The organism is Ancylobacter moscoviensis, from assembly GCF_007559435.1.
Taxonomy (GTDB): domain Bacteria; phylum Pseudomonadota; class Alphaproteobacteria; order Rhizobiales; family Xanthobacteraceae; genus Ancylobacter; species Ancylobacter moscoviensis.
Map to the genome: position 1 here is coordinate 183,698 of NZ_VMBP01000001.1, position 25,199 is coordinate 208,896.

A 25,199-nucleotide genomic window follows, 5' to 3' on the forward strand; every position below is an offset into this window, starting at 1 on the left:
AAAATAAAATCTGCCGGGCCCGCATATTGACAAGTCGCGGCTGTGGGATCATCCGATCGTCCGGTATAACGAACTCTTCGTCCGGTATGACGGTTCCCATGACGGCTTCTACCTCCGACAGCACGGCCAATGGCGACGTCCGGTCCTTCGAGCCGGCGCGGGGCGAGGCGGATCATCCGCATTCGGCGCTTGCGCGCTTCGGCGCCGACAAGCCGCTGCGCCTCGATTCCGGCGCTGTGCTGAGCCCGTTCCAGATCGGCTACCAGACCTACGGCACGCTGAACGCGGCGCGTACCAACGCGATCCTCATCTGCCACGCGCTCTCCGGCGACCAGCATGCAGCCAATGTCCATCCCGTCACCGGCAAGCCCGGCTGGTGGGAGACGCTGATCGGCCCCGGCAAGCCGGTCGACACGGACCGCTTCTTCGTCATCAGCTCGAACGTCATCGGCGGCTGCCTCGGCAGCACCGGTCCCTCCTCGACCAATCCCGCGACGGGCCAGCCCTATGGCCTCGACTTTCCCGTCCTGACCATCGGCGACATGGTGCGCGCGCAGGCGATGCTGGTCGATCATCTCGGCATCGAGAAGCTGCTCGCCGTGGTGGGCGGCTCCATGGGCGGCATGCAGGTGCTGCAATGGGCGGTGAGCTATCCCGAGCGGGTCTTCGCGGCCATGCCCATCGCCACCGCCGCGCGCCACTCGGCACAGAACATCGCCTTCCACGAAGTCGGCCGGCAGGCGATCATGGCCGATCCGGACTGGCACGGCGGGCGCTATCTCAGCGAGAATACCAGCCCGCGCCGCGGCCTCGCGGTCGCGCGCATGGCCGCGCACATCACCTATATGTCGGACTCCTCGCTGCACCGGAAGTTCGGCCGGCGATTGCAGGATCGCGAGGGGCGTACCTTCTCCTTCGACGCCGACTTCCAGGTGGAAAGCTATCTGCGCCATCAGGGCGAGGCGTTCGTCGACCGCTTCGACGCCAACTCCTATCTCTATGTCACCCGCGCCATGGACTACTTCGACCTCGCGGCGGACTATGACGGCGTGCTGGCCAACGCGTTCAAGGGCTCCAAAACGAGGTTCTGTCTCGTTTCCTTCACCTCCGACTGGCTGTTCACCACGGCGGATTCGCGGGCCGTCGTGCACGCGCTGAACGCGGCCGGCGCCTCGGTCTCCTTCGCCGAGATCGAAAGCGACAAGGGCCATGACGCCTTCCTGCTCGACGAGCCGGAATTCTTCGCCATCACGCGCGGCTTCATCGACGCCGCCGCGCGCACGGTGGGAGTGAACTGATGTCGCCGCGCGATCTCGCCGTCCACGACCTCACCATGAAGGAAGCCGCACGCGCCGCCTCCGGCGCGCGCGTCGATCTGCTGCTGATCGCCGACATGGTGCAGCCTGGCTCGCGCGTCCTCGACATCGGTTCGGGCGACGGCGAACTGCTCGAGCTGCTCGCCACCACGCGCGGCTGCGACGCGCGCGGCATCGAGCTCTCGCGTGAGGGTGTGAATGCCGGGGTCGCCCGCGGCCTCCCCATCATCCAGGGCGACGCGGACGTCGATCTCGCGGACTATCCGGACAACGCCTTCGACTATGTGATCCTGTCGCAGACCATCCAGGCGACGCGCCGGCCGAAATGGGTGCTGGAGCAGATGCTGCGGGTGGGCAGCCACGCCATCATCTCGTTCCCCAATTTCGGCTTCTGGCGCATGCGGCTCGACCTGCTGATCAACGGCCGCATGCCGAGCACGGAAAACCTGCCCTATAGCTGGCACGACACGCCGAACATCCATTTCTGCACCATCCGCGACTTCGTGGACCTGGTCCAGGAGGTCGGCGCGCGCATCGACCGCGCCACCGCCCTCAATGCCTCCGGCCACCCGGTGCGCTTCAACCTGCCCTGGGCGGTGTGGAACCTGCTCGGCGAGCAGGCGGTATTCCTGCTGTCGCGGAAGGGCTAAGCCGGCCTACCCGCCCACCGGCTGCGGCGCGAGGACCGGCTGCAGCACGCGCAGGCGCGAGCGGCGCTTGGTCGACACCGGCTTGTAGACCTGCTTGGTCGCCTCGACGATGTGCACGCCGGCGAAGGGCAGCGCCAGCGTGGCCCCCGCCCGCTCCCACGCCACGGCCGAGCGCAGGAACCAGTTGCGCGCCACCGGCGGGATGAACAGCGCCTCGTCCCAGCCTACCGGCGTGAACAGCGCGCCGCGCAGCAGGTCGGTGATCTGGGTGCGCGAGAAGGGCCGGCCATGGCCGAAGGGGTTGTTCTCCGTGCGCGCCCAGATGCCGCGGCGGCTCGGCACCACGCAGAGCAGCCTTCCGCCCGGCGCCAGCACGCGCCAGACCTCGCGCAGCACCTCCCCGGCGTCCGGCGTCATCTCCAGCAGGTGGACCGCGATGACGCGATCGATCATGCCGTCGCGCAGCGGCAGCTCGGTCTCGTCGACGAGGGCCGCCAGCGTCGGCGCGGCGGAAGGCCAGCGCGTCACCCCCTGCGCACCGGGCATGAAGGCGAGCGAGCGCTCGCACTCCTCGCGGAACATGCCGAGATAGGGCGTCGCATAGCCGATGCCGAGCAGCGACAGTCCGCGCACATTGTCGAAGCGCGCGCGGACGGCGCGCCCGACCAGCCGGCGCGTCACCACACCGAGCGGCTGGGCATAGAAGCTGCGAAGGCCGACGACATCGGGATACATGGCCCGATTATATAGCCGGGCCGGTGACGCCTTGAAATCACCACCCTTTTAGGCCACATAGGCAGGGCATACGGGCAAGCGTCCGTATCGGGGCCGCGTCGCTCGATGTCCGCTTCGGCTGGGAGCCGGATCCTTTCAGGTCAAACTGACCGGAAATTCCGTCTCCATCTTGCAAGCCGCGGCAGTCTTCGGCCCCTCATCATCGGAAATCGCCGACGTCCCAGGCCACGCGGGGTGTCTCACCACCCCCGTGATTCGCGGTTCGTGCCCTTTTGTGCGCGCGGACGCAATCGCCCATGAAAGAACGTTACTTGACCAGTTTCGCCGAACTCGGCCTTGCCGAGCCCATTCTGAAAGCCCTCGCGGAAGCGAACCACACCACCCCCACCCCGATCCAGTCGCAGGCCGTGCCGCAGGTTCTCGCCGGCCACGATCTGGTGGGCATCGCCCAGACCGGCACCGGCAAGACCGCAGCCTTCGCGCTGCCGATCCTCCATCACCTCGTGACGCACCGCTTCCGGCCGGAACGCCGCTCGGCCCGCGCCCTTGTGCTGAGCCCGACCCGCGAGCTCTCCGGCCAGATCCTCGAGAGCTTCCGCCTCTATGGCAAGCACGTGCGTCCCTCGACCGCGCTCGCCATCGGCGGCGTGCCGATCGGCCGTCAGGCCCGCACGCTGGCCAATGGCGTCGACGTGCTGGTCGCCACGCCCGGCCGCCTCGTCGACCTGCTTGAGAACAACGCGGTCCGCCTCGACATGGTCGAGGTCTTCGTGCTCGACGAAGCCGACCAGATGCTCGACATGGGCTTCATCCACGCCATCCGCGCCATCGTCGCCCGGCTGCCGAGGAAGCGCCGCAACCTGTTCTTCTCCGCCACCATGCCGCGCGAGATCGAGAAGCTCGCCGAGGCGCTGCTCACCGATCCGGTGCGCGTGGCGGTGACGCCGGTCGCCAAGACCGCCGACCGTATCGAGCAGAAGGTGTTCCTCACCGACCGCGCCGGCAAGCCGAACCTGCTGATCGAGGTGCTCTCCGAGCCCACGCTCGACCGGGCGCTCGTGTTCTCGCGCACCAAGCACGGCGCCGACCGTGTGGTGAAGGGGCTGGCCGGTGCCGGCATCGCCGCCGAGGCGATCCACGGCAACAAGTCCCAGCCGCAGCGCGAGCGCGCCCTCGCGGCCTTCCGTCAGGGCACGGTGAAGGTGCTGGTGGCGACCGACATCGCCGCGCGCGGCATCGACGTGCCGGGCGTGAGCCATGTGATCAATTACGACCTGCCCAACGTGCCGGAGAGCTATGTCCACCGCATCGGCCGCACCGCACGCGCCGGCCGCGAAGGCATCGCCATCTCCTTCTGCGACGGCGAGGAGCGCGCCTATCTGCGCGACATCGAGCGGCTGATCAAGCTGACCATCCCCTCGGTCGACCGCCGTGGCGAGACCCGCCGCGACGGCACCACCCGGCCGGTAGCCGGCCGCGAGGACAACAGCTTCCGCGAAGAGCGTGGCCCGCGCGAGAACCGTGGCCCACGCCGTGAGGGCGAGCAGCGTCCGTTCCATCGCGGCCCCCGCCCGGATCACCGTGGCGGCGAGGCGCGGAGCGAGGAACGCGGCCCGCGCCGCGAGGAAGAGCAGCGCCCGTTCCATCGCGGCCCCCGCCCCGACCAGCGTTCGGGCGAAGGGCGCGGCGAGGAGCGTGGCGGTTTCCGTCCCGAGCGCGCCGCGCATGACGCGCCGCGCAAGGAGGGACACCGTCACGAAGGCTCCCGCCCGGACGGACGTCATCGTGACGGCCAGCGTGCCGAGGGCGCGCACCGTTCCGAGGGTGCCCGCCACGAAGGTTCGCGCCACGAAGGTCCGCGCCACGAGGGCGCTCGTCATGAGGGACACCGCCACGAGGGCCATCGTCATGAGGGCGGCCGCCCCGATGGCGCCCGCCGCGAGGGTCCGGCGCGCGAGGGTCGTCGCCCGCCCCGGCGCAAGTCCTTCCGCGCGGCGCCCTGAGCGCCACGCCGTCATAACGACACGCGAAGCGGGACCATCGGTCCCGCTTCGTACATCTAAGCGAGACAAAAGCCTGCCGTCAGGGTATTTGCCTAGCGGCGAAGCCGGCAGCAGCCTGTACGAGGAGAGCCATTAATGGCGAAAGAGGAACTGCTCGAGTTCGACGGCACCGTGACGGAAGTCCTGCCCGACGGCAACTTCCGCGTCGTGCTCGACAATGAACACGAGATACTCGCCTACGCGGCGGGCAAGATGAAGAAGAACCGCATCCGCACCATCGTCGGCGACCGCGTCGTCGTCGAGATGTCGCCCTACGACCTGGAGCGCGGACGCATCAACTTCCGTCACAAGACCGGCGGGCCGACCCCGCCCGTGGGCAGCGGCCAGCGCCGTCCGCCGCCGGGCCGTCGCCGCTGATTCGTCCGCCGCCTGCCGGCCTGCACGCGCTCAGCGCGGCGGCCGCCGGCGTGGCGTGACACCGAGCACCTGCGCCAGCCCTTCCGGTCGCTCGGCCGGATCGCTCACATCCATATCGGCCGCCACATGCGCGATATGCGCGCGCATCAGCCGGGCGGCTTCCTCGGCGTCGCCACGGCCGATGGCGTCGACGATGGCGCCATGCTCGTCCGGCGGGCAGGCGGCGCGCTCGCCGCGCGCATAGAGCAGGATGGAGAGCGAGCTCAGCGCCTGCAGTTCGGTGAGGAGCCGGACGAAGACGGGGTTGCCCGCCACTTCCGCCAGAACGACGTGGAACTCGCCGGTCAGCCGCACGAGGGCGGCACGGTCCTCGGCCACGCGGACCTCGTTCTCCTGCGCGATGTGACGGTGCAACCGTTCGAGCCCGTGACGGTCGCAGCCACACGCCGCCGCGCTCGCCACTTCCGGCTCGACAACCGCGCGTGCCGCCAGCACATGCCGTGCCTCCGCCCGGCTGGGGGCGGCGACATAGGCGCCGCGATTGGGCCGCTGCTCGACGATGCCGTCCTGCGCCAGCCGCGCCAGAGCCTGACGCACCACCGTGCGGCTCACCCCGAACAATTCCCCGAGCCGATCCTCGGTCAGCTTTTCACCGGGCGGCAGACGCCGCTCGAAGATAGCTTCCAGTATGCGGCCACGGATACGCCGCTCCGACTGGCCGCGCGTCGTCTCGCCGGTGTGGATCGTCTGGACGTTCATATGTCAGCCGGAAAAATGCCCCGGCCATTCATGCATGTTTCGGGCCGGCGCGCCTAGTCCAGGCACGGGCGCTTACACTGGCCAATCGGCCAGCCTCCAGGCGGAATCCCAGAACATCCATTCGAGCTGCGTCGCCCGGCGGTAGGCGACGTGCATGCGCGCCAGCACATCCGGAGAGGCGCCGCTCGCCGCTCGGTCGGTCGTGGCGATCACCGCCCGCACCGCCTCGTGGAACTCCTCGCCGGCATAGGTATCGATCCACGCATCATACGGATTGGGACGCGCGGCCCGGCCAAGGATATCGCGACCGATCTCGGCATAGATCCAGAAGCAGGGCAGCAGGGCGGCCAGCACCACCGGATAGGGCTCGGCGTAGGCGGTGGCGATCAGGAAGTTCGAATAATGATGGCAGACCGGCGACATCTCGGTCCGAGAGAACTCTTCCGGGCCGATGCCGAATGTCTCGAAGAAGTCGGCGTGCAGCGAGCGCTCGACCACGACGGCGACCTTGGCGGCTTCCGCGAACTGCACCAGCCCGTCCGGATCGTCGGCCTTGGCGGCGGCGATCGCAAGGCCTCGGCCGAAGGCGATGAGGTAATGCGCGTCCTGCACCATGTAGTGGCGGAAGCGTTCCAGCGAGAGCGTGCCGTCCGCCAGCGCGTCGTTGAACGGCATGGCGCGGATCGCCTCGTAGGTCGGCAGGTTGCGGCCCCAGGCATGCGCGCTGAAGGTCGAGGCGCTGAAGCTCGTGGCGTCACTCATTCGCGTCTCCTGCGAAAATGAAAAGGGCCGCTGTAGCAGCGGCCCGAATCACAAGCATCTTATGGTCCGCAACGAGGCTCAGTGCGCGCCGCGCGCATCGGCCTCGATGGCGGCCGCGGACGACTTGAGCTGCTCGAGGAACAGCAGGCGGCGGGCGCGGGTGGCCTCGTCGCGGGCGTCCTCGACGTCTTCCTCGGCGTCCTTGATCATCTGCGCCAGCTTCTCCGGCCGGAATTCGGCCAGCGGAATGGCGGTCTCGGCGAGCACCGTCAGGCCCTGCGGATTGGCCTCCGCAAAGCCGCCGCGCACGAAGAGCTTGCGCGGCGCGCCCTCGCCCTTGATGGTCAGGACGCCCGGCTGCAACGTCGACACGAAGGGCGAATGGCCGGCGAGGATACCGAACTCGCCCTCGGTGCCCGGCACGATGACTTCCGTCACCTGGCCCGAATAGACCAGACGCTCGGGCGAGACGAGTTCGAACGGGAAGGTGGCCATGTGTCCTCCAGGGGATGCGTCAGCTCAGTGATCGACGCCCCGTGCCGTCACCGGCCGGGGCGCGCGGATCACGCCGCCTCGGCAGCCAGCTTCTTGCCCTTCTCGATCGCCTCTTCGATGGTGCCGACCATGTAGAAGGCCTGCTCCGGGAGGTGATCATACTTGCCTTCCACCAGGCCCTTGAAGCCCTTGATGGTGTCGGCGAGGTCGACGAGCTTGCCGGGCGAACCGGTGAAGACTTCGGCGACGTGGAAGGGCTGCGACAGGAAGCGCTCGATCTTGCGGGCGCGGGCGACGGTGAGCTTGTCCTCTTCCGAGAGTTCGTCCATGCCCAGGATCGCGATGATGTCCTGCAGCGACTTGTAGCGCTGCAGCGTCTGCTGCACCTGACGCGCCACGTTGTAGTGCTCCTCGCCGATGATCAGCGGCGAGAGAATGCGCGAGGTCGAGTCGAGCGGGTCCACCGCCGGGTAGATGCCCTTCTCCGCGATCGAGCGCGACAGAACGGTCGTCGCGTCCAGATGCGCGAAGGAGGCGGCGGGCGCCGGGTCGGTCAGGTCGTCGGCCGGCACGTAAATGGCCTGCACCGAGGTGATCGAACCCTTGGTCGTGGTGGTGATGCGCTCCTGCAGCGCGCCCATGTCGGTGGCCAGCGTCGGCTGATAGCCCACCGCCGAGGGAATGCGGCCGAGCAGCGCCGACACTTCCGAACCCGCCTGGGTGAAGCGGAAGATGTTGTCGACGAAGAACAGCACGTCCTGGCCCTGGTCGCGGAAATGCTCCGCAACGGTGAGGCCGGTCAGCGCGACGCGGGCGCGGGCGCCCGGCGGCTCGTTCATCTGGCCGTAGACGAGCGCGCACTTGGAACCCGTGGCCGAGCCGTTGTTCTCGTGCGGATCGATGTTCACCTTGGACTCGATCATCTCGTGGTAGAGGTCGTTGCCCTCGCGGGTACGCTCGCCCACGCCAGCGAACACGGAGTAGCCGCCGTGCGCCTTCGCGATGTTGTTGATGAGCTCCATGATGAGCACGGTCTTGCCGACCCCGGCGCCGCCGAACAGGCCGACCTTGCCGCCCTTGGAATAAGGCGCCAGCAGGTCCACCACCTTGATGCCGGTGACGAGGATCTCGGCCTCGGTCGACTGCTCGGCATAGGTCGGGGCCGGCTGGTGAATGCCGCGGGTGGCCTCGCCAACCAGCGGACCCGCCTCGTCCACCGGCTCGCCGATGACGTTCATGATGCGGCCGAGCGTGGCTTCGCCGACGGGCACCGAGATCGCGCCGCCCGTATCCTTCACCTCGGCGCCGCGGACCAGCCCCTCGGTCGAGTCCATCGCGATGGTGCGCACGGTGTTCTCGCCCAGGTGCTGGGCAACCTCGAGCACGAGGCGAGCACCGTTATTGGTGGTCTCCAGCGCGTTCAGGATCTCCGGGAGGTGATCCTCGAACTGCACGTCCACGACGGCGCCGATGACCTGCGTGATGCGTCCGACCTTAGCCATGTTCGTCGTCCTTCCGGGTCCTGCCTCACAGCGCCTCGGCGCCGGAGATGATCTCGATCAGTTCCTTCGTGATCATCGCCTGACGGGTGCGGTTGTAGGTCAAAGTCTGCTTCTTGATCATTTCACCCGCGTTGCGGGTGGCGTTGTCCATCGCGCTCATGCGCGCGCCCTGCTCGGACGCGCCGTTCTCGAGCAGCGCCTTGAAGATCTGCACCGCGAGGTTGCGCGGCAGCAGGTCGGCAAGGATTTCGGCCTCGCCGGGCTCGTATTCGTAGACCGCCGCAGCACCCTTGTCGGCGGCGGCAGCCGGAGCCTCGAAGGTGGCGGGAATCAGCTGCTGCGCCGTCGGGACCTGCGAGATCACCGAGTGGAAGCTGCTGAAGAACTGGGTCGCGACGTCGAACTCGCCGGCCGAGAACATGGTGCCGATCTTCTCGGCGACCGCCTGGGCGTCGGCAAAGGTGACGCCCTTGTTCGCGCGCAGCTCGACGACCTCGATGATCTGCTTCTCGAACTGGCGGCGCAGCGCCTCGTAGCCCTTGCGGCCGACGCAGAAGATCTTGACCGTCTTGCCCTGCCCCATGAGCGAGAGCGCACGCTCGCGGGCGAGGCGGACGATGGACGAATTGAAGGCGCCGCACAGGCCGCGCTCGGCGGTCAGCACGAGGAGCAGATGCGTCTGCTCCTTGCCGTTGCCGGTCAGCAGCAGCGGCGCATCCGGCCCGCCGGAGATGGCGCTGGCGATGTTGCCGAGCACGCTCTCCATGCGCTGCGCATAAGGACGTGCAGCCTCGGCGGCCTGCTGGGCGCGCCGCAGCTTGGCGGCGGCGACCATCTGCATCGCCTTGGTGATCTTCTGCGTCGCCTTCACCGAAGCGATGCGATTGCGCAGTTCCTTAAGGCTGGCCATCTACCCTTGGCTCCCGTCCCCTCGTACCACCCGACCGATCAGGCGAAGGTCTTCGCGAAGGCGTCGAGCGCCTTGACGAGCTTCTCCGTGGTCTCCTTGGAAAGCTCCTTGGAGGTGCGGATGGTGTCGAGGATGTCGGCATGGTTCGAACGCAGGAACAGCAGCAGACCGGACTCGAAGGCCCCGACCTTGGAGATCGGCAGGCTGTCGAGATAGCCGTTGGTACCGGCGTAGATCACCACCACCTGCTCCTCGACCTTCAGCGGCGAGAACTGCGGCTGCTTCAGCAGCTCGGTGAGACGGGCGCCGCGGTTCAGCAGCTTCTGCGTCGAGGCGTCGAGGTCCGAGCCGAACTGGGCGAAGGCAGCCAGCTCACGGTACTGGGCGAGCTCGCCCTTGATCTTGCCCGCGACCTGCTTCATCGCCTTGATCTGCGCCGCCGAGCCGACGCGCGACACCGAGAGACCGACGTTCACCGCCGGGCGGATGCCCTGGAAGAACAGATCGGACTCGAGGAAGATCTGGCCGTCGGTGATCGAGATCACGTTGGTCGGGATGTAGGCCGAAACGTCGTTGGCCTGGGTCTCGATGACCGGCAGAGCGGTCAGCGAGCCGGCGCCGTTCTCGTCGTTCAGCTTCGCGGCGCGCTCGAGCAGGCGCGAGTGGAGATAGAACACGTCTCCGGGATAGGCTTCGCGGCCCGGCGGGCGGCGCAGCAGCAGCGACATCTGGCGATACGCCACGGCCTGCTTGGACAAGTCGTCATGGATGATGAGCGCGTGCATGCCGTTGTCACGGAAGAACTCGCCCATGGCGGTACCGGCGAACGGCGCCAGGAACTGCATCGGCGCGGCGTCCGAGGCGGTGGCGGCGACGACGATGGAATACTCCAGCGCGCCCTGCTCCTCGAGCACCTTCACGAACTGCGCGACGGTCGAGCGCTTCTGGCCCACCGCGACGTAGACGCAGTAGAGCTTGGCCTTCTCGTCGGTGCCCTGGTTGATGGGCTTCTGGTTCAGGATGGTGTCGAGCGCGATCGCGGTCTTGCCGGTCTGGCGGTCGCCGATGATCAGCTCGCGCTGGCCGCGACCGACGGGGATCATCGCGTCGATGGCCTTGAGGCCGGTCTGCATCGGCTCGTGCACCGACTTGCGCGGAATGATGCCCGGCGCCTTCACGTCGACGCGGCGACGCTCGGTGAACTCGATCGGGCCCTTGCCGTCGATCGGATTGCCGAGGGCGTCGACGACGCGACCCAGCAGGCCCTTGCCCACCGGAACGTCGACGATGGCGCCGGTGCGCTTGACGGTCTGGCCTTCCTTGATCTCGCGGTCGGAACCGAAGATGACGACGCCGACATTGTCGATTTCGAGGTTCAGCGCCATGCCGCGCGTGCCATTCTCGAACTCGACCATCTCACCGGCCTGGACCGTGTCGAGGCCGTAGACGCGGGCGATACCGTCACCGACGGAGAGGACCTGACCCACCTCGGAGACTTCGGCTTCCTGGCCGAAGTTCTTGATCTGCTCCTTGAGGATCGCGGAAATTTCAGCGGCGCGGATATCCATCAGCGAACCTCTTTCATCGCAGTGCGGATCGAATTGAGCTTGGTCTTGAGCGAGGCATCGACGAGCTTCGAGCCAAGCTTGACCTTGAGCCCGCCGAGCAGCGAGGGATCGACCTCGACGGCGAGCTTGACGTCCTTGCCGGTCATCGCATCAAGCGCCTGCTTGAGCGTCGCGGCGTGAGCATCGGAAAGCGGCTGGGCAACGGTGACGTCGGCCACCACTTCGCCCTTGTAGGCCGCCACCAGCGCGGCGAAGGCGCGGATGATCGTCTCGACCGTGAACAGTCGGCGATTGGCCGCGACCGTCTTGAAGAAATTGCCGGCGAGACCGCTGATCCCGGCCTTGTCGAGGATGGCGGCAACCGCCTTTTCCTGCTCCTCGGAGGTGAAGACCGGACTGCGCACGAGGCGCTGAAGGTCGCTGCTCTCGGCGATCAGGGCGCCGAACCTGTCCAGGTCCGCCTTAACCGCATCGACGGCATTGGCGTCGCGGGCAAGCTCGAAGAGCGCCGTCGCGTAACGTCCTGCCACTCCGGATACGTAGGTCTCGGCCACTGTGCCTCTCTCGGGGCTTGTCCGGAGCGATGCCCGCCGCGGCGGGGCCGGCTTCCGGACTGGAAGGGTTCAAACTCAAGGCGGAGCGGGAGTTTCCCTCACCCGCCCTTGAGATCGGCGGTTCCCTAACACGGCTCCGGGCGTGCTGCAACACGAGGACGTGAGGGATGTAGGGGGTCAAATGACGTAGCGGCCTCGCAGCGGCCGACAACGCCGGGACTCACGGCAAATCAAGGCTTTTGCCGACCTGCGGCGCATTGCTGCACCAACTGGGGACACCGTGCCCGGCGAGGGTTTTCCACCCCTGCGCGGGGATGTCGCGCATTTCCGGAGGGAGCGACGCTCAGTCGCGCGTCACCCGCAGCGCCGCCGCCGCCGCGATCGGCCCCAGCACCAGCGCGGCGAGAGACAGACCGACCAGAACGCGGAACGGCGTGCCGAACGGCACCGTGCCACCGATCGCCGCGCCGGTCGCCGCCACGGCGAAGATCAGCACCGGAATGGTGAGCGGCATCACCAGCACGGCCACCAGCAGGCCGCCGCGCCGGAAGGCGCTCGCAAAGGCCGCGCCGATGAGGCCGAGGAAGGTGATCGCCGGGGTGCCGACCAGCAGCGTCAGGGTCAGCGCGCCGATCGACGCCGGCTCCAGATTGAGCAGCAGCGAGAACACCGGCGCGGCGATCACCAGCGGCAGGCCGGTGGCGATCCAGTGCGCCAGCCCCTTGGCGGCGGCGATCAGTTCCATGGGAAGCGCCAGCATCGACATGACATCGAGCGAGCCGTCCTCGGCATCGGCGGCGAACAGCCGGTCGAGGCCGATCAGCGAGGCGAGCAGCGCCCCGATCCAGAGGATCGCCGGCCCGATCCGCGCCAGCAGCGCGAGATCGGGGCCGATGGCGAAGGGGGTGATGACGACCACCGCGAGGAAGAACACCACGCCGAGCCCCGCCCCGCCGCCGGCGCGCATGGCGAGCCGCAGATCGCGCCGCAAAAGGGCGAGGAAGGCCCCGCCCATGCCGCCTCGTTGCTTCCCGCCGCCGTCGCTCCGACTCATGCCGCCACCGGCCGCGCAGGGCGCCACGCGTCGAGGTCGAGCGCCTGCGAGGGGCCGAAATCGAGCGGGGCATGGGTCGCCGCGACGATGAGCCCGCCCTTTTCAACATGCGCGCGCGCGAGCGCGCCGAAGCGGGCCTGGGCGGACACGTCGAGCGCCGTCGTCGGCTCGTCCAGCAGCCAGAGCGGGCGCGCGCTCACCAGAAGGCGCGCCAGCGCCAGCCGGCGCTTCTGCCCGGCGGAAAGCACCGCGACCGGCAGGCGGCCGAGACCGCCGAGCCCCACCGCCTCCAGCGCCTCGTCCACGGCAAAAGCCGGACGGCCGAGCATGGCGCGCCAGAAGGCAAGGCTTTCCTCGGCGCTCAGCGCCGCCTTGTGGGCGTCGAGATGGCCGAGATAATGCACCTCCTCGGCAAAATCCTCCGGCTCCGGCGCGCCCTCGAGGCGAACCTTCCCGGCGGACGGCGCGGCGAGCCCCGCCAAAAGTCTTAGAAGCGAGGATTTGCCCGTGCCGTTCGGCCCGGTGACGATCAACGCGCGGCCCGCCTCGAGCGTGAAATCGAGGCGTTCGAACAGCTGGCGCGCGCCGCGCCGGCAGGCGAGCCCTTCAGCCACCAGCCGCATCGATGGTCTCCCTTCCCTTACCGGAGCCATCGCGTTGCACAATTTTTCGATGCATCGCGTGAGGCCACTAGGATCGGTGTTTGAAATGGCTCTATATAGAAATCCGAACGATGCGTCCTCGCCTCGGCGCAAGGCCGCGCGAGCTATAGCCCGCAAGGCCCTCTCCCTCCAAGGCCCACGCATCGGCGCCACATCGTTAGCGGGGATCAGTCAGCCGTGACGTCGCTCGACAGCTTCAAATGCCGTAAGGTTCTCACCGTCGGAAACAAGACCTACACCTATTACAGCCTGCCGGATGCCGAGAAGAACGGCCTCGGCGGCGTTTCCGCCCTTCCCTTCTCGATGAAGGTGCTGCTCGAGAATCTCCTGCGCTTCGAGGACGGGCGCTCCGTCACCAAGAACGACATCGTGTCGATCAAGGACTGGCTGGTGAACCGCGGCAAGGAAGAGCGCGAGATCGCCTACCGTCCCTCCCGCGTGCTGATGCAGGACTTCACCGGCGTGCCGGCGGTGGTCGACCTCGCCGCGATGCGCGACGCCATGGTGCACCTCGGCGGCGATCCCAAGCGGATCAACCCGCTGGTCCCGGTCGATCTGGTCATCGACCATTCGGTGATCGTGAACTTCTTCGGCGACAACGCCGCCTTCGGCAAGAACGTCGAGGAAGAGTACAAGCAGAACCAGGAGCGCTACCGCTTCCTGAAGTGGGGCCAGTCGGCCTTCGACAATTTCCGCGTCGTGCCGCCCGGCACCGGCATCTGTCACCAGGTGAACCTCGAATATCTGGCGCAGACCGTGTGGACCAAGGAAGAGGACGGGACGACCGTCGCCTATCCCGACACCTGCGTCGGCACGGACAGCCACACCACCATGGTGAACGGCCTCGGCGTGCTCGGCTGGGGCGTGGGCGGCATCGAGGCCGAGGCGGCCATGCTCGGCCAGCCCGTCTCCATGCTCATTCCCGAGGTGATCGGCTTCAAGCTCACCGGCGAGCTGAAGGAAGGCATCACCGCCACCGACCTCGTACTCACCGTCACCCAGATGCTGCGCAAGAAGGGCGTGGTCGGCAAGTTCGTCGAGTTCTTCGGCTCGGGCCTCCAGCACCTCTCCCTCGCCGATCGCGCCACCATCGGCAACATGGCGCCGGAATACGGCGCCACCTGCGGCTTCTTCCCGGTCGATTCGGAAACCATCGCCTATCTCGACGAGACCGGCCGCGCGGATGACCGCATCGCCCTCGCCGAAGCCTATTCCAAGGCGCAGGGCATGTGGCGCGAGGCGGGCACCGCCGATCCGGTGTTCACCGACGTGCTGGAGCTCGACCTCTCCACCGTCCTGCCCTCGCTCGCCGGCCCGAAGCGTCCGCAGGACCGCGTGCTGCTCTCCGACACCAAGACCGGCTTCCTCACGGCGCTGGAAGGCGAGTTCAAGAAGGCGGGCGAGGCGGCCAAGCGCGTGCCGGTGGAAGGCACCGACTACACGCTCGGCCATGGCGACGTGACCATCGCCGCCATCACCTCCTGCACCAACACCTCGAACCCCAGCGTGCTGATCGCCGCCGGCCTGCTCGCCCGCAACGCGGTCGCCAAGGGCCTGAAGTCGAAGCCCTGGGTGAAGACCTCGCTGGCCCCCGGCTCGCAGGTGGTGGAAGGCTATCTGAACGCCGCCGGCCTGCAGGACGACCTCGACGCGCTCGGCTTCAACCTCGTCGGCTTCGGCTGCACCACCTGCATCGGCAATTCCGGCCCGCTGCCGGAGCCGATCTCGGAAGCCATCAACAAGAACGACCTCGTGGCCGGCGCCGTCATTTCCGGCAACCGCAACTTCGAGGGCCGCGTGAACCCGGACGTGAAGGCGAACTACCTCGCCTCCCCGCCGCTGGTCGTCGCCTACGCCATCGCCGGCTCGCTGCAGGTCGACCTCACGACCGAGCCGCTCGGCACGGGCGCGGACGGAAAGCCCGTCTACCTCAAGGACATCTGGCCGACCAACCAGGAGATCGCCGCCTTCATCCGCGAGAACGTCACCAAGAAGATGTTCCAGGAGAAGTACGCCGACGTGTTCAAGGGCGACGAGAACTGGCAGAAGATCTCCGTTCCGCTGGGCGAGACCTACGCTTGGGACAACCGCTCGACCTATGTGCAGAACCCGCCCTATTTCGAGGGCATGGAGATGAAGCCCGAGCCGGTGACCGACATCATCAACGCGCGGGTCATGGGGCTTTTCCTCGATTCGATCACGACGGACCACATCTCGCCCGCCGGCTCGATCAAGGAAGCCAGCCCTGCCGGCGTCTACCTGCGCGACCATCAGGTCCGCCCCGCCGACTTCAACCAGTACGGCACGCGGCGCGGCAACCATGAAGTGATGATGCGCGGCACCTTCGCCAATATCCGCATCAAGAACCAGATGCTGGGCGGCAAGGAAGGCGGCTTCACCAAGCACTGGCCGGACGGCGCGGAGATGCCGATCTACGACGCCGCCATGCTCTACAAGCAGGAAGGCGTGCCCACCGTCGTGTTCGCCGGCAAGGAATACGGCACCGGCTCCTCCCGCGACTGGGCGGCCAAGGGCACCAAGCTGCTCGGCATCCGCGCCGTCGTCGCCCAGAGCTTCGAGCGCATCCATCGCTCGAACCTGGTCGGCATGGGCATCGTGCCGCTCGTGTTCCAGAATGATGATTCCTGGCAGTCGCTCGGCATCAAGGGCGACGAAATCGTCACCATCCGTGGCATCGAAGGCGACCTCAAGCCGCGCCAGACGCTGGTCGCCGAGATCGTCTATGGCGACGGCTCCGTGAAGAACGTCCCGCTGACCTGCCGTATCGATACGCTGGACGAGCTGGACTACTTCCGCAACGGTGGCATCCTGGCCTACGTGCTGCGCAACCTCGCGGCATGACGCCATCAAGGGCCGGCGCGGGGACATCCCCTCGCCGGCCTTTTTCCATCCTCTGCCGGCTTTCGGCGGCCGCGGCGGGCATCGCCCGCAGCACGCGGGGAATCACCTTTCCGTGCGCCGCGACACCCGAATGTGACTGGTCCCGGCAGGCGCGCCGTCCTATTGCCTAGGGCGGTCCCGGTCGGGTCCAACCCGATCGGCGGCGTTCCCGCGCCATGTGACGAGGTTGTCGCCGTCGGATGCCGGAAGCGCCGACCAGGGCCGGTCAAACCGCTCCGTTTGAGCTCCTGCCAGCCGAGCTCGTGCCAGGGACGACCCGCTCGACATGTCCGTTCACGCCGCAGCCTCCACCTTCCGCCTTCCCGATCTCATCGACCCTTCCTGTCGGGACCGGGCTACGCGGATCGGCCTCGTGCGGCTCGTGCAACTGCTTGTGCCCGTGCTGGTGCTGACGATGCCGGGGACCGGCCGCGCCGAGGAGGCGCCGCCCAAGCCGGTGACCGCACCGAAGGCGATCATCGAGCTTTTCACCAGCCAGGGCTGCTCGGCCTGCCCGCCGGCCGACAAGCTGCTCGGCGAGATGGCGGAGCGCCCGGACGTGATCGCCCTCACGCTGGCGGTGGATTACTGGGACTATCTCGGCTGGAAGGACACGCTGGCCAAGCACGGCCATTCGCAGCGCCAGAAGGCCTATGCGCGCGTGCGCGGCGACGGCAAGATGTTCACCCCGCAGGCGGTGGTGAACGGCCGGGTCATGGCCATCGGCTCGGACCGCGCCACGCTGGAGCGCACGCTTTCCGCCATCGCCCGGCCGGCCGTGCCGGTCACGGTCGAACATGAGGGCGAACGGCTCAAGGTGAAGGTCGGCGCCGCCCCGGGCTCCGAAGCGGGCGAGGTTTGGCTGTGCCCCGTCGCCAGCAGCATGAAGGTGGAGATCGGCCGCGGCGAGAACGAAGGCAGCACCATGACCTACCACAATGTGGTGCGTGGCTGGGTCAAGCTGGGCGACTGGAACGGTAGCGAGGCGAGCTTCGACGCAACGTTGCGCCGGCTGCCGGGCGACCCCACCGACGCGGTGGTGGTGTTCATCCAGTCCGGCTCCTCGGCCGAGCCCGGCGCCATACTCGGCGCCAGCTTCCAGCCCCTGCCCTGATAGAAGCCTTCCCCGCCTGAAAAGAAAAAGGGCCGGCAACGTAGCCGGCCCAAAGGGCAATTCGGGGATTGAACCTAGAACATAACGTCAGGCCGGCCCACGAACGCCGCGGGGGGCTGGGGGGCTGGGAAACCGATGCGCCACGCGAACCGGCCCAACGCTATGGTGGAGAGATTGGAAGCCCCGCAAGGCATGGCAATGGTTGAATTCGGGCGGCTGTGTGTTTTTGGTTAACGAGCCCGTGAACAACCCCGCCCCTGGCGCGAGAAAGGCGCTTGAAGCCGTCGGCCGGCCGGTGGATCATGACGGACGGATGACGCGACCGAGTCGGCGAGCCGGGCACAGCCCGGCCGTCCAAGCCGGAGGAACCGCGTGGCGGAAATCGACCCCATAGTCTTGCCGGTCGGCGGGCGTACCGATCTCGTCACCTTCGACCGGCGTGAGCTCGATCGCATCCTCGACCTCTACGGACGCATGGTGGCGCTGGGCGAATGGCGCGACTACGCCATTGATTTCACCAGGGACAAGGCGATCTTCTCCATCTTCCGGCGGTCGGCCGAGGTGCCGATCTACCGCATCGAGAAGGATCCGCGCCTTGCCCGCCGCCAGGGCGCCTACACGGTCGTGTCGCAGACCGGCCTCATCCTCAAGCGCGGCCACGAGCTTCACCGGGTCATCGCGGTGCTGGAAAAGCCGCTCCGCGCCGTCAACTGACCGATTTCTGTACCGGAGACGAGAATGCGCAGCCTGACCGTTGCCGCCACCCAGATGCGGTGCGACTGGGACATTGCGGGCAACATCGCCCGCGCCGAGGCGCTGGTGCGCGAGGCCGCCGGGCGCGGCGCAAAGCTGATCCTGCTGCAGGAATTGTTCGAGACCCCCTATTTCTGCCAGGACCAGCTCTACGAATTCCTCGAGCTCGCCTCCCCCTTCGAGGGCAACCGGCTGATCGGCCATTTCGCGGCCCTCGCGCGCGAACTCGGCGTGGTGCTGCCCATCAGTTTCTTCGAGCGCGCCGGGCAGGCCGCCTTCAACTCCATCGCCGTGATCGACGCCGACGGTTCCATCCTCGGCCTCTACCGCAAAAGCCACATCCCGGACGGACCGGGCTACACGGAGAAATTCTACTTCTCGCCGGGCGACACCGGCTTCCGCGTGTGGGACACCGCGGTCGGGCGCATCGGCGTCGGCATCTGCTGGGACCAGTGGTTCCCCGAATGCGCGCGCTCGATGGCCCTGCTTGGCGCCGAGGTGCTACTCTATCCGACCGCCATCGGCTCCGAGCCGCACGATACGAGCCTCGATTCCTCCGGCCACTGGCAGCGGGTGATGCAGGGTCATGCGGGGGCGAACCTCATGCCGCTCATCGCCTCCAACCGCATCGGCACCGAAGAGGGCCGCAGCGGCACCTCCATCACCTTCTACGGTTCCTCCTTCATCGCCGGCCCCACCGGCGAGAAGGTCGCGGAAGCCGGCCGCACCGAGGAGACGGTGCTCACCGCTACCTTCGATCTCGACGGCATCGCCCGCCAGCGCCAGAGCTGGGGTGTGTTCCGCGATCGCCGCCCGGAACTCTACGCGCCGCTTCTGTCGCTGGACGGACGCGCGCCCACGCGCCCGATCGGCTGAGCAGGAGGTAGCTGCCATCATGAGCGAGACGCTGATCACCCTGCCCGCCGCCGACGGCTTCCGTATGCCCGCCGAATGGGAGCCGCATGCCGGCACCTGGATGATCTGGCCGGAGCGGCCGGACAACTGGCGGGAGGGTGCCGAGCCGGCGCAGAAGGCCTTTGTCGCCGTCGCCAGCGCCATTGCCCGCTTCGAGCCCGTCACCATGCTGGTCTCCGCCCGCCAGTGGCGGAACGCGCGCGAGATGCTGCCCGCCGCGGTGCGCGTGGTCGAGGCTTCCTCCGACGATTCCTGGTGCCGTGACTCGGGCGTGACCTTCGTCACCGATACCGGCGGCCGGCTGCGCGGCGTCGACTGGCAGTTCAATGCCTGGGGCGGTCTCTACAGCCCCTATGACCAGGACCAGCTCATCGCCGGCAAGATGCTGGAGATCGAGCGCGCACCCGGCTACGCGGCGCCGCTGGTGCTCGAGGGCGGTTCCATCCATGTGGACGGCGAGGGCACGGTGCTGACCACCGAGGAATGCCTGCTCAACCCAAACCGCAATTCCGACCTGTCGCGCGAGGAGATCGAGCAGCATCTCAGGGATTACCTCGGCGTCTCCAAGGTGCTGTGGCTCGGCGCCGGCCTCGTCGATGACGAGACCTCCGGCCATATCGACAACCTCGCCTGCTTCGTGCGCCCCGGCGTGGTGGCGCTGACCTGGTGCGAGGACCCGTCCGATCCGCAATACGCCATCTCGCGCGACGCCCATGAACGGCTGTCGCGGATGACCGACGCGCGCGGGCGCAGCATCGAGATCGTCAAGCTGCCGCTTCCCGGACCGCTGTTCCGCACGGTCGAGGAAGCCATCGACATCGGCTCGCCTACCGGCACCATGTCGCGCGGCCTCGGCGAGCGGCTCGGCGCCTCCTATGCCAATTTCTACATTGGCAACGGCTTCGTGCTGATGCCGCTGCTCGACCCCGCACATGACGGGGAGGCGCGCGCCATCCTCGCCCGGCTGTTCCCGGATCGGGAGGTGGTCGGCGTGGCGACGCACGAGATCATCCTCGGCGGCGGCAATATCCACTGCATCACCCAGCAGCAGCCGGCCGGGACGCCCGGCTAGGCGGCGACAACCACACGTCGCTCACTATTCGCCGGCTACGGAATGACCGGCCGGCGGCGACGCCATCGCCCGACGGATCTGCTTCACCAGTTCCGGGACGATCAGCCGGGCACCGGCGCTCGAGAGATGGTCGTCGTCGAAATAGAACGACACGTCGCCCTCGGCATTGCGGCAACGGCCCTGCTTCGCGTCGCACAGAAGGTCGTACGGCCGGACGCGGAAGACATTGGGCCGGTCCACCGCATCGAAGACCGCCAGCACGGCGCCATTGCGCCTGATGAAGGCGTCATACGACGTGGAGAGCGCGCCGCCCGGCTCTCCCTGCATCGCCAGCCGGGCGGCGCGCTGCGGCACGTTCCAGCCGGCTTCGGGAATGGGATAGACCAGCACGACGCTCATCCGGTCGGCGACGGATTCCACCGCGCCCTTCAGCGCCCCCATGACACGGTCGCGACGGCCGGCCTCGGGCAGCCCGCCGTCACGAGCCTCCAGCACATCGAGGCGCGCCGCCATGTTGGTCTCCACCCCGCCCTCGCCATTGTCGAAGCCGGCCGCATCGACATAGGCGGCAAAGCGCGAGGTGAGCACGACAGCCTTCGCGCCGATCGCCTGCGCGAAATCCAGCATGGCGCGGTTGTACTCGTCGCAGGCATGCCACTTCGTCCGGTCGGCGCGGTAGAAACCGGGAAGGCCGATGCAGCCGGTGTAGGAGACGGCGTAGGAAGAGATGCCCGCGCGCCGCAGCGCCTCCTGCGCCTCCTGCGAGATCGCCCCGGAATGGCTGTCGCCGATGAACACGACATCGGCCTTGCCGCCGACCATGTAGTCCGCGCAGCCCGGCGCGGGCTGGACCTCCAGCCGGTGCAGCTCGTTGAAGGAGCAGGTGCCGGAAACGTCATAGCCGTTCCAGTCGGTCTCGTAGCGCAGCAGCGCCACTGCCCGTTCCGGCAGGCGGAAGGGCGCGCCGTCCGCGAAATAGCCGAACGCCCCGAAGGCGACGAGCAGGGCGGAAGCCCCGGCTGCGGCGCCGAAGAGGCTCCTGCGCGGGATGCTCCGCGCGACATTGCCGGAGCGGAACGGTCTCTCGACGAACCGCCAGCTCAGATAGGCGAGGCCGAGCGTTGCGATCGACAACATCAGCATGAGCCCCGGCCCCGGCGCGTCGAGGCTGCGGATGCGCGCGAAGGCGAAGAGCGGCTGATGCCAGAGATAGGCGCTGTAGCTGATCAGCCCGAGCCCCACGAGCGGCCGGGAGGCCAGCACACGCCCGGCGGGGGTGGAAGGCGCGGCGAACAGGATGATGAGCGCGGCCCCGCCGACCGGGACGAGAGCGTAGAGCGAGGGAAAGGGCGTCGTCGCGTCATAGGCGAGGACCGCGAAGACGATCATCCCCAACCCGAGAAGCGACAACGCCGCATTGGGCCGGGGCGCCCGCCCGTGCATCGCCAGCGCGCACAGCGCTCCCGCTCCCAGCTCCCAGGCGCGCGACTGGATGAGATAGAAATTCGCCTCCGGATGATTGCGCCAGCCATGCTCGGCAAGGCCCAGGCTCACCAGCGAAATCACCGCGACGCCCGCCACCGCCCGTCGCCGGCCGAGGCGCCAGAGCAGAAGCAGCAACAGCGGGAACAGGATGTAGAACTGTTCCTCGACCGCCAGGCTCCAGGTGTGCAGCAGCGGCTTGTCCTCCGCCACCGCCGAGAAATAGCCGGTCTCGCGCCAGAACAGGATGTTCGAGACGAACAGTGCCACCGCCCCCACCGACAAGGCGAAGCCCTCGAACTGCGAGGGCAGCATCCACATCCAGGCGAAGGGGATGCAGGCCGCGACCACGAAGAACAGCGCCGGAAGGATGCGCCGGGCGCGGCGCTCGTAGAAGCGCGCGAGGGAGAAGGAGCCCTGCTCCAGCTCGCCGGCAAGGATGCTGGTGATGAGATAGCCGCTGATGACGAAGAACACGTCGACGCCGACGAAACCGCCGGAGAAGCGCGAGAACCCCGCATGGAACAGGATAACGGGGAGAACCGCGACGGCCCTCAGGCCGTCGATCTCGGGTCGGTATCGCATGAACGAGGTCATCCGGCGGCGCGCTTCGGGCGGACCTTATTGCGCCGCGCGCGCCCCGCCAACCCGCCCTAGGCGACCGTGATCGACGGCTCGCCGGCGCGCGCGCGCCCGATGATGGCGGCCTTATCGTAGCCGGCGGCGCGGATCTGCTGGAGCACGCGCGTTGCGGCTTCGGGAGCGCAGGCGACGAGCAGGCCGCCGGAGGTCTGCGGGTCGGTGAGCAGATGACGGCGCCAGTCCGGCAGGTCGGTCGGCAGGCGCACCGCCTCGCCATAGCTCGCCCAGTTGCGGTGCGAGGCCCCGGTCACGTGGCCGGCCCGCGCCAGCGCGCCGGCCTCGTCGAGCAGCGGCAGCGCCTCCGCCTCGATCTCAAGCGCGAGGCCGGAGCCACGCGCCATCTCCAGCCCGTGGCCGAGAATGCCGAAGCCGGTCACGTCGGTCACGGCGTGCACCTGCGCGTCCTTGCCGAGCTCGGTGCCGATGCGGTTGAGCTTCGTCATGGAACCGATCATCTCCGCATAGGCGGGCGGAGGCAGCGCCTCCTTCTTGAAGGCGGCGGAATAGATCCCGACACCCAGCGCCTTGGTGAGGATCAGCACGTCGCCGGCCTCGGCCGTGCTGTTCTTGCGGATGGTTTCCGGCTTCGCCGTGCCGATGACCGCGAGGCCATAGATCGGCTCGGGCGCGTCGATCGAATGGCCGCCCGCCACCGGAATGCCGGCCTCGGCGGCGATCGAGGCGCCGCCCTTCAGGATCTCGCGCACCATCGCCGGCTCCAGCTTGCCGAGCGGCATGCCGAGAATCGCCAGCGCCAGCAACGGCTTGCCGCCCATCGCATAGACGTCGGAGATCGCGTTGGTGGCGGCGATGCGGCCGAACTCGAAGGGATCGTCCACCATCGGCATGAAGAAGTCGGTCGTGGCGATCAGGCAGGTCTCGTCGTCGAGCTGCCAGACCGCCGCGTCGTCGCCGGTCTCCGTTCCGACCAGCAGACGCTCGAACGGCGAGCCCGGGGGCTGCTCCGACAGCAACTCCCGCAGCACCGAGGGCGCCAGCTTGCAGCCGCAGCCGCCGCCATGCGCAAGGCTGGTCAGGCGGAAGGGGGTGGGTTCAGCGGGCTTGTCGAGCATGGAAGTCTCCTGCTGGGCGGCCTCTCTTCGGAACGCCGTCATGCCCGGCCTGATGCCGGGCATCCACGACTTGGCCGTTGCCGAGAGAAGGCGTGGATGGCCGGGACAAGCCCGGCCATGACGACCGTAGAGATGGCTTACGCCGAAATCTCGCTGGCCTTGATCGTGTACTTGAACGTGTCCGGGTCGAGGCAGTCATGGCGCAGGCTCGCCACCTCGGCCTGCGGATACATGAGAAAGCCGAGCTTCGGCCCGTTCGAGCCCGGCAGGGCGATGTCATGGCCGTCATTATAGGCCAGCCAGTTGCCCTCCCAGGAGCCGAACAGCGCCTTGCGCGCGGCCAGCACCTTGGCGTCGTCCATCGGGTTCTTCCCCGGCGGCTCCTCCAGCACGACCTTGCGCACATCCGCCGGATCGGTGGCGACCCAGCCGAAGCCGTCGAGCCACACCTCGGCGCGGCAGTGCTGCGCCTTGGAGATGGTCGGCGAATTCGCGCCGAGGCTCTTGTAGCCGAAGGCGGAGGGGGCGACGCGGATGCCGTAGAGGTCGCGCGCGGGAATGCCGGCGGCGCGCACGAGGCCGACGAACAGCGCGTTCAGATCGGCGCACTTGCCGCCGAGGTTGCCGCTCGCCAGCAGCGAGGCCACATCGCCAGTACCGCAGCCGCGCGTGGCGGCGTTGCGATAGGTGTTCTCCACCACCCATTCGTAAATGGCACGCGTCTTCTCGACATCGCTCGTCTTGCCGGCGGTGATCTTGTCGGAGGTCACCTTCACGATGCCGTCAACCGGGATGAGGTCGGTCGCCTTGAGGAAGGCGGCGCGCTCCTCGGCGGAAAGCGGAGCCGGCGTGCCGGGCTTGGAGAAGTCGGTCGCGCGGTCGCGGGTGGAGAATTTGGAGACGATCTCCACCGTCGGGCTCGCCTCGCCCTCGGCCCATACGAGATGCAGCATCTCGGCCCCGTAATGCGGGTCCTTCTCCACCTTGGCGGTGGCGGCGTTGGTCTTCCAGGTGCTCTCGCCCGGCTTGAACCAGTCGGCCGCCGTGTAAGACGGCAGCGGCACCCAGGCCTGCGCCGGGCCGGCCTTGCCGTCGACCGGCGCCACATCGAGCGTGGTCACGACCTCGAAATTCCGCCACTTGCCGGGCGAGGGAGCGAAGACGGCAACCGGCGCCGCCGCCTGCGCAAACGCCTGATGCGGAACCGCGGCGGCGACGGCGGCGAGCGCCGCGCCGGCTTTGAGGAATTCTCGGCGAGAGGTCATGTTGTTGTTCCCGATCATTCGTTGAGAGGCGGCAGCGTGCCCGCAACGGGCGCATCCGCCGGGTTGGCGAGGCTTTCGATCAGCGACAGGGCGGCCGGGTCGTTCCAGTCGACCGGCCCGCCGGCATAGAGGCGCACCGCATGCGAGGCGTCGAGCACGAAGCTGGCCGGCAGGACCGACACCTTCCATGCCTTCATGGCGCTCCGGTCCTCGTCCAGCAGGACGGGGAAGGGAACCGGGCTCGCGTCGAAGAAGCGCCGGACGCGCAGTTCCGGCTCGCCGACATCCACCGCGAGCAGGGTCGCCGGCAGGCTGCCCGATGCCCCGTCCTTCCAGGACCCGACGAGGCGGGACAGGCCGGCCATCTCCTCGCGGCAGGGCTCGCACCATGTCGCGAAGAAGTGAACGACGACAACCCTGCCTTGCAGCGCACCAAGCTCCGCCGGACCGCCGCGGAGCGTCGGCAGGGCGAGCGCCGGCGCCGCGCTCCCGATCGGCAGAGGCGGGTCGGAGGCGGCCGACGCCGCGCCTCCCGGCGCCAGCGACGCAAGGGAAGAGAGCGCGATCGCGGAAAGGTGGCGGAACATGCCCCGGC

Annotated in this window: 23 protein-coding genes; 9 read left to right on the forward strand and 14 right to left on the reverse strand. The window is 68.1% G+C overall.

The annotated features are described in order from the left end of the window. Positions 1-98: 98 nt before the first annotated feature. Both metX and metW read left to right on the forward strand, forming a co-directional pair. Positions 99-1,298 carry a homoserine O-acetyltransferase MetX gene (gene metX, locus FO470_RS00875; protein ID WP_246659430.1) on the forward strand — a complete coding sequence of 400 codons (1,200 nt, stop codon included), beginning with the start codon at positions 99-101 and terminating at the stop codon, positions 1,296-1,298. Then, the gene (gene metW / locus FO470_RS00880; protein WP_144341047.1) at positions 1,298-1,966 is read left to right on the forward strand and encodes a methionine biosynthesis protein MetW; all 669 of its coding nucleotides are present in this window, start codon (positions 1,298-1,300) and stop codon (positions 1,964-1,966) included. Before metX ends, metW begins: the two co-directional genes overlap by 1 nt. 6 nt (positions 1,967-1,972) lie before the next feature. Here metW and FO470_RS00885 read toward each other — a convergent pair whose 3' ends face one another. Further along, a complete protein-coding gene (locus FO470_RS00885; protein ID WP_144341048.1) occupies positions 1,973-2,701 on the reverse strand; it encodes a class I SAM-dependent methyltransferase in 729 nt (242 codons plus the stop codon). A gap of 296 nt (positions 2,702-2,997) precedes the next feature. On the opposite strand from FO470_RS00885, the gene FO470_RS00890 reads away from it, so the two are divergent. Further along, entirely contained in the window at positions 2,998-4,704 is a 1,707-nt protein-coding gene (locus tag FO470_RS00890; RefSeq protein ID WP_144341049.1) for a DEAD/DEAH box helicase, read from the forward strand. Positions 4,705-4,839: 135 nt separating this feature from the next. Continuing rightward, the gene (gene infA / locus FO470_RS00895) at positions 4,840-5,121 is read left to right on the forward strand and encodes a translation initiation factor IF-1 (RefSeq protein WP_144341050.1); all 282 of its coding nucleotides are present in this window, start codon (positions 4,840-4,842) and stop codon (positions 5,119-5,121) included. A 30-nt stretch (positions 5,122-5,151) separates the two neighbouring features. Here the strand turns inward: infA and FO470_RS00900 are convergent, their stop codons facing one another. The 9 genes from FO470_RS00900 to ccmA all read right to left on the reverse strand — a co-directional run bounded on the left by FO470_RS00900 (position 5,152) and on the right by ccmA (position 13,348). Continuing rightward, positions 5,152-5,880 carry a GntR family transcriptional regulator gene (locus FO470_RS00900; RefSeq protein ID WP_144341051.1) on the reverse strand — a complete coding sequence of 243 codons (729 nt, stop codon included), beginning with the start codon at positions 5,878-5,880 and terminating at the stop codon, positions 5,152-5,154. A gap of 72 nt (positions 5,881-5,952) precedes the next feature. After that, positions 5,953-6,642: a thiaminase II gene (gene tenA / locus FO470_RS00905; protein ID WP_144341052.1), complete on the reverse strand. Its 690-nt coding sequence runs from the start codon at positions 6,640-6,642 to the stop codon at positions 5,953-5,955. 78 nt (positions 6,643-6,720) lie between these two features. After that, positions 6,721-7,137: a F0F1 ATP synthase subunit epsilon gene (locus tag FO470_RS00910; protein WP_144341053.1), complete on the reverse strand. Its 417-nt coding sequence runs from the start codon at positions 7,135-7,137 to the stop codon at positions 6,721-6,723. Positions 7,138-7,205: 68 nt separating this feature from the next. Beyond that, positions 7,206-8,639 carry a F0F1 ATP synthase subunit beta gene (gene atpD, locus FO470_RS00915; RefSeq protein WP_144341054.1) on the reverse strand — a complete coding sequence of 478 codons (1,434 nt, stop codon included), beginning with the start codon at positions 8,637-8,639 and terminating at the stop codon, positions 7,206-7,208. A 25-nt stretch (positions 8,640-8,664) separates the two neighbouring features. After that, positions 8,665-9,549 (reverse strand): F0F1 ATP synthase subunit gamma, encoded by an 885-nt coding sequence (locus tag FO470_RS00920; protein ID WP_144341055.1) that lies wholly within the window; start codon positions 9,547-9,549, stop codon positions 8,665-8,667. Between the two features lie 38 nt (positions 9,550-9,587). Then, positions 9,588-11,117, reverse strand: coding sequence for a F0F1 ATP synthase subunit alpha (gene atpA / locus FO470_RS00925; protein WP_144341056.1), 1,530 nt, complete (start codon positions 11,115-11,117; stop codon positions 9,588-9,590). Further along, positions 11,117-11,671: a F0F1 ATP synthase subunit delta gene (locus tag FO470_RS00930; protein ID WP_144341057.1), complete on the reverse strand. Its 555-nt coding sequence runs from the start codon at positions 11,669-11,671 to the stop codon at positions 11,117-11,119. The genes atpA and FO470_RS00930 overlap by 1 nt, the downstream gene beginning before the upstream one ends. A gap of 343 nt (positions 11,672-12,014) precedes the next feature. Beyond that, positions 12,015-12,686 carry a heme exporter protein CcmB gene (gene ccmB, locus FO470_RS00935; RefSeq protein ID WP_144341058.1) on the reverse strand — a complete coding sequence of 224 codons (672 nt, stop codon included), beginning with the start codon at positions 12,684-12,686 and terminating at the stop codon, positions 12,015-12,017. A 35-nt stretch (positions 12,687-12,721) separates the two neighbouring features. Then, positions 12,722-13,348 carry a heme ABC exporter ATP-binding protein CcmA gene (gene ccmA, locus FO470_RS00940; protein ID WP_144341059.1) on the reverse strand — a complete coding sequence of 209 codons (627 nt, stop codon included), beginning with the start codon at positions 13,346-13,348 and terminating at the stop codon, positions 12,722-12,724. 216 nt (positions 13,349-13,564) lie between these two features. Between ccmA and acnA the strand changes: the two genes are divergently transcribed. The 5 genes from acnA (at position 13,565) to aguA (ending at position 20,142) form a co-directional block, all read left to right on the forward strand. Further along, positions 13,565-16,249 carry an aconitate hydratase AcnA gene (acnA, locus tag FO470_RS00945; protein ID WP_144341060.1) on the forward strand — a complete coding sequence of 895 codons (2,685 nt, stop codon included), beginning with the start codon at positions 13,565-13,567 and terminating at the stop codon, positions 16,247-16,249. A 325-nt stretch (positions 16,250-16,574) separates the two neighbouring features. Next, on the forward strand, positions 16,575-17,402 hold the full coding sequence (locus FO470_RS00950) for a DUF1223 domain-containing protein (protein ID WP_144341061.1): 828 nt from the start codon (positions 16,575-16,577) through the stop codon (positions 17,400-17,402). 372 nt (positions 17,403-17,774) lie between these two features. Beyond that, the gene (locus FO470_RS00955; RefSeq protein ID WP_144341062.1) at positions 17,775-18,116 is read left to right on the forward strand and encodes a DUF2794 domain-containing protein; all 342 of its coding nucleotides are present in this window, start codon (positions 17,775-17,777) and stop codon (positions 18,114-18,116) included. A 24-nt stretch (positions 18,117-18,140) separates the two neighbouring features. Beyond that, positions 18,141-19,031 (forward strand): N-carbamoylputrescine amidase, encoded by an 891-nt coding sequence (gene aguB / locus FO470_RS00960; RefSeq protein ID WP_144341063.1) that lies wholly within the window; start codon positions 18,141-18,143, stop codon positions 19,029-19,031. A 19-nt stretch (positions 19,032-19,050) separates the two neighbouring features. After that, positions 19,051-20,142: an agmatine deiminase gene (gene aguA, locus FO470_RS00965; RefSeq protein WP_144341064.1), complete on the forward strand. Its 1,092-nt coding sequence runs from the start codon at positions 19,051-19,053 to the stop codon at positions 20,140-20,142. A gap of 24 nt (positions 20,143-20,166) precedes the next feature. Here aguA and FO470_RS00970 read toward each other — a convergent pair whose 3' ends face one another. The 4 genes from FO470_RS00970 to FO470_RS00985 form a co-directional block, all read right to left on the reverse strand. After that, positions 20,167-22,209 (reverse strand): acyltransferase family protein, encoded by a 2,043-nt coding sequence (locus tag FO470_RS00970; RefSeq protein WP_144341065.1) that lies wholly within the window; start codon positions 22,207-22,209, stop codon positions 20,167-20,169. Between the two features lie 68 nt (positions 22,210-22,277). Further along, positions 22,278-23,339, reverse strand: coding sequence for a selenide, water dikinase SelD (selD, locus tag FO470_RS00975; RefSeq protein ID WP_144341066.1), 1,062 nt, complete (start codon positions 23,337-23,339; stop codon positions 22,278-22,280). A gap of 137 nt (positions 23,340-23,476) precedes the next feature. Then, positions 23,477-24,604: a transglutaminase-like domain-containing protein gene (locus FO470_RS00980; protein ID WP_144341067.1), complete on the reverse strand. Its 1,128-nt coding sequence runs from the start codon at positions 24,602-24,604 to the stop codon at positions 23,477-23,479. A 14-nt stretch (positions 24,605-24,618) separates the two neighbouring features. After that, entirely contained in the window at positions 24,619-25,191 is a 573-nt protein-coding gene (locus FO470_RS00985; protein ID WP_246659432.1) for a TlpA family protein disulfide reductase, read from the reverse strand. Positions 25,192-25,199 lie beyond the last annotated feature (8 nt).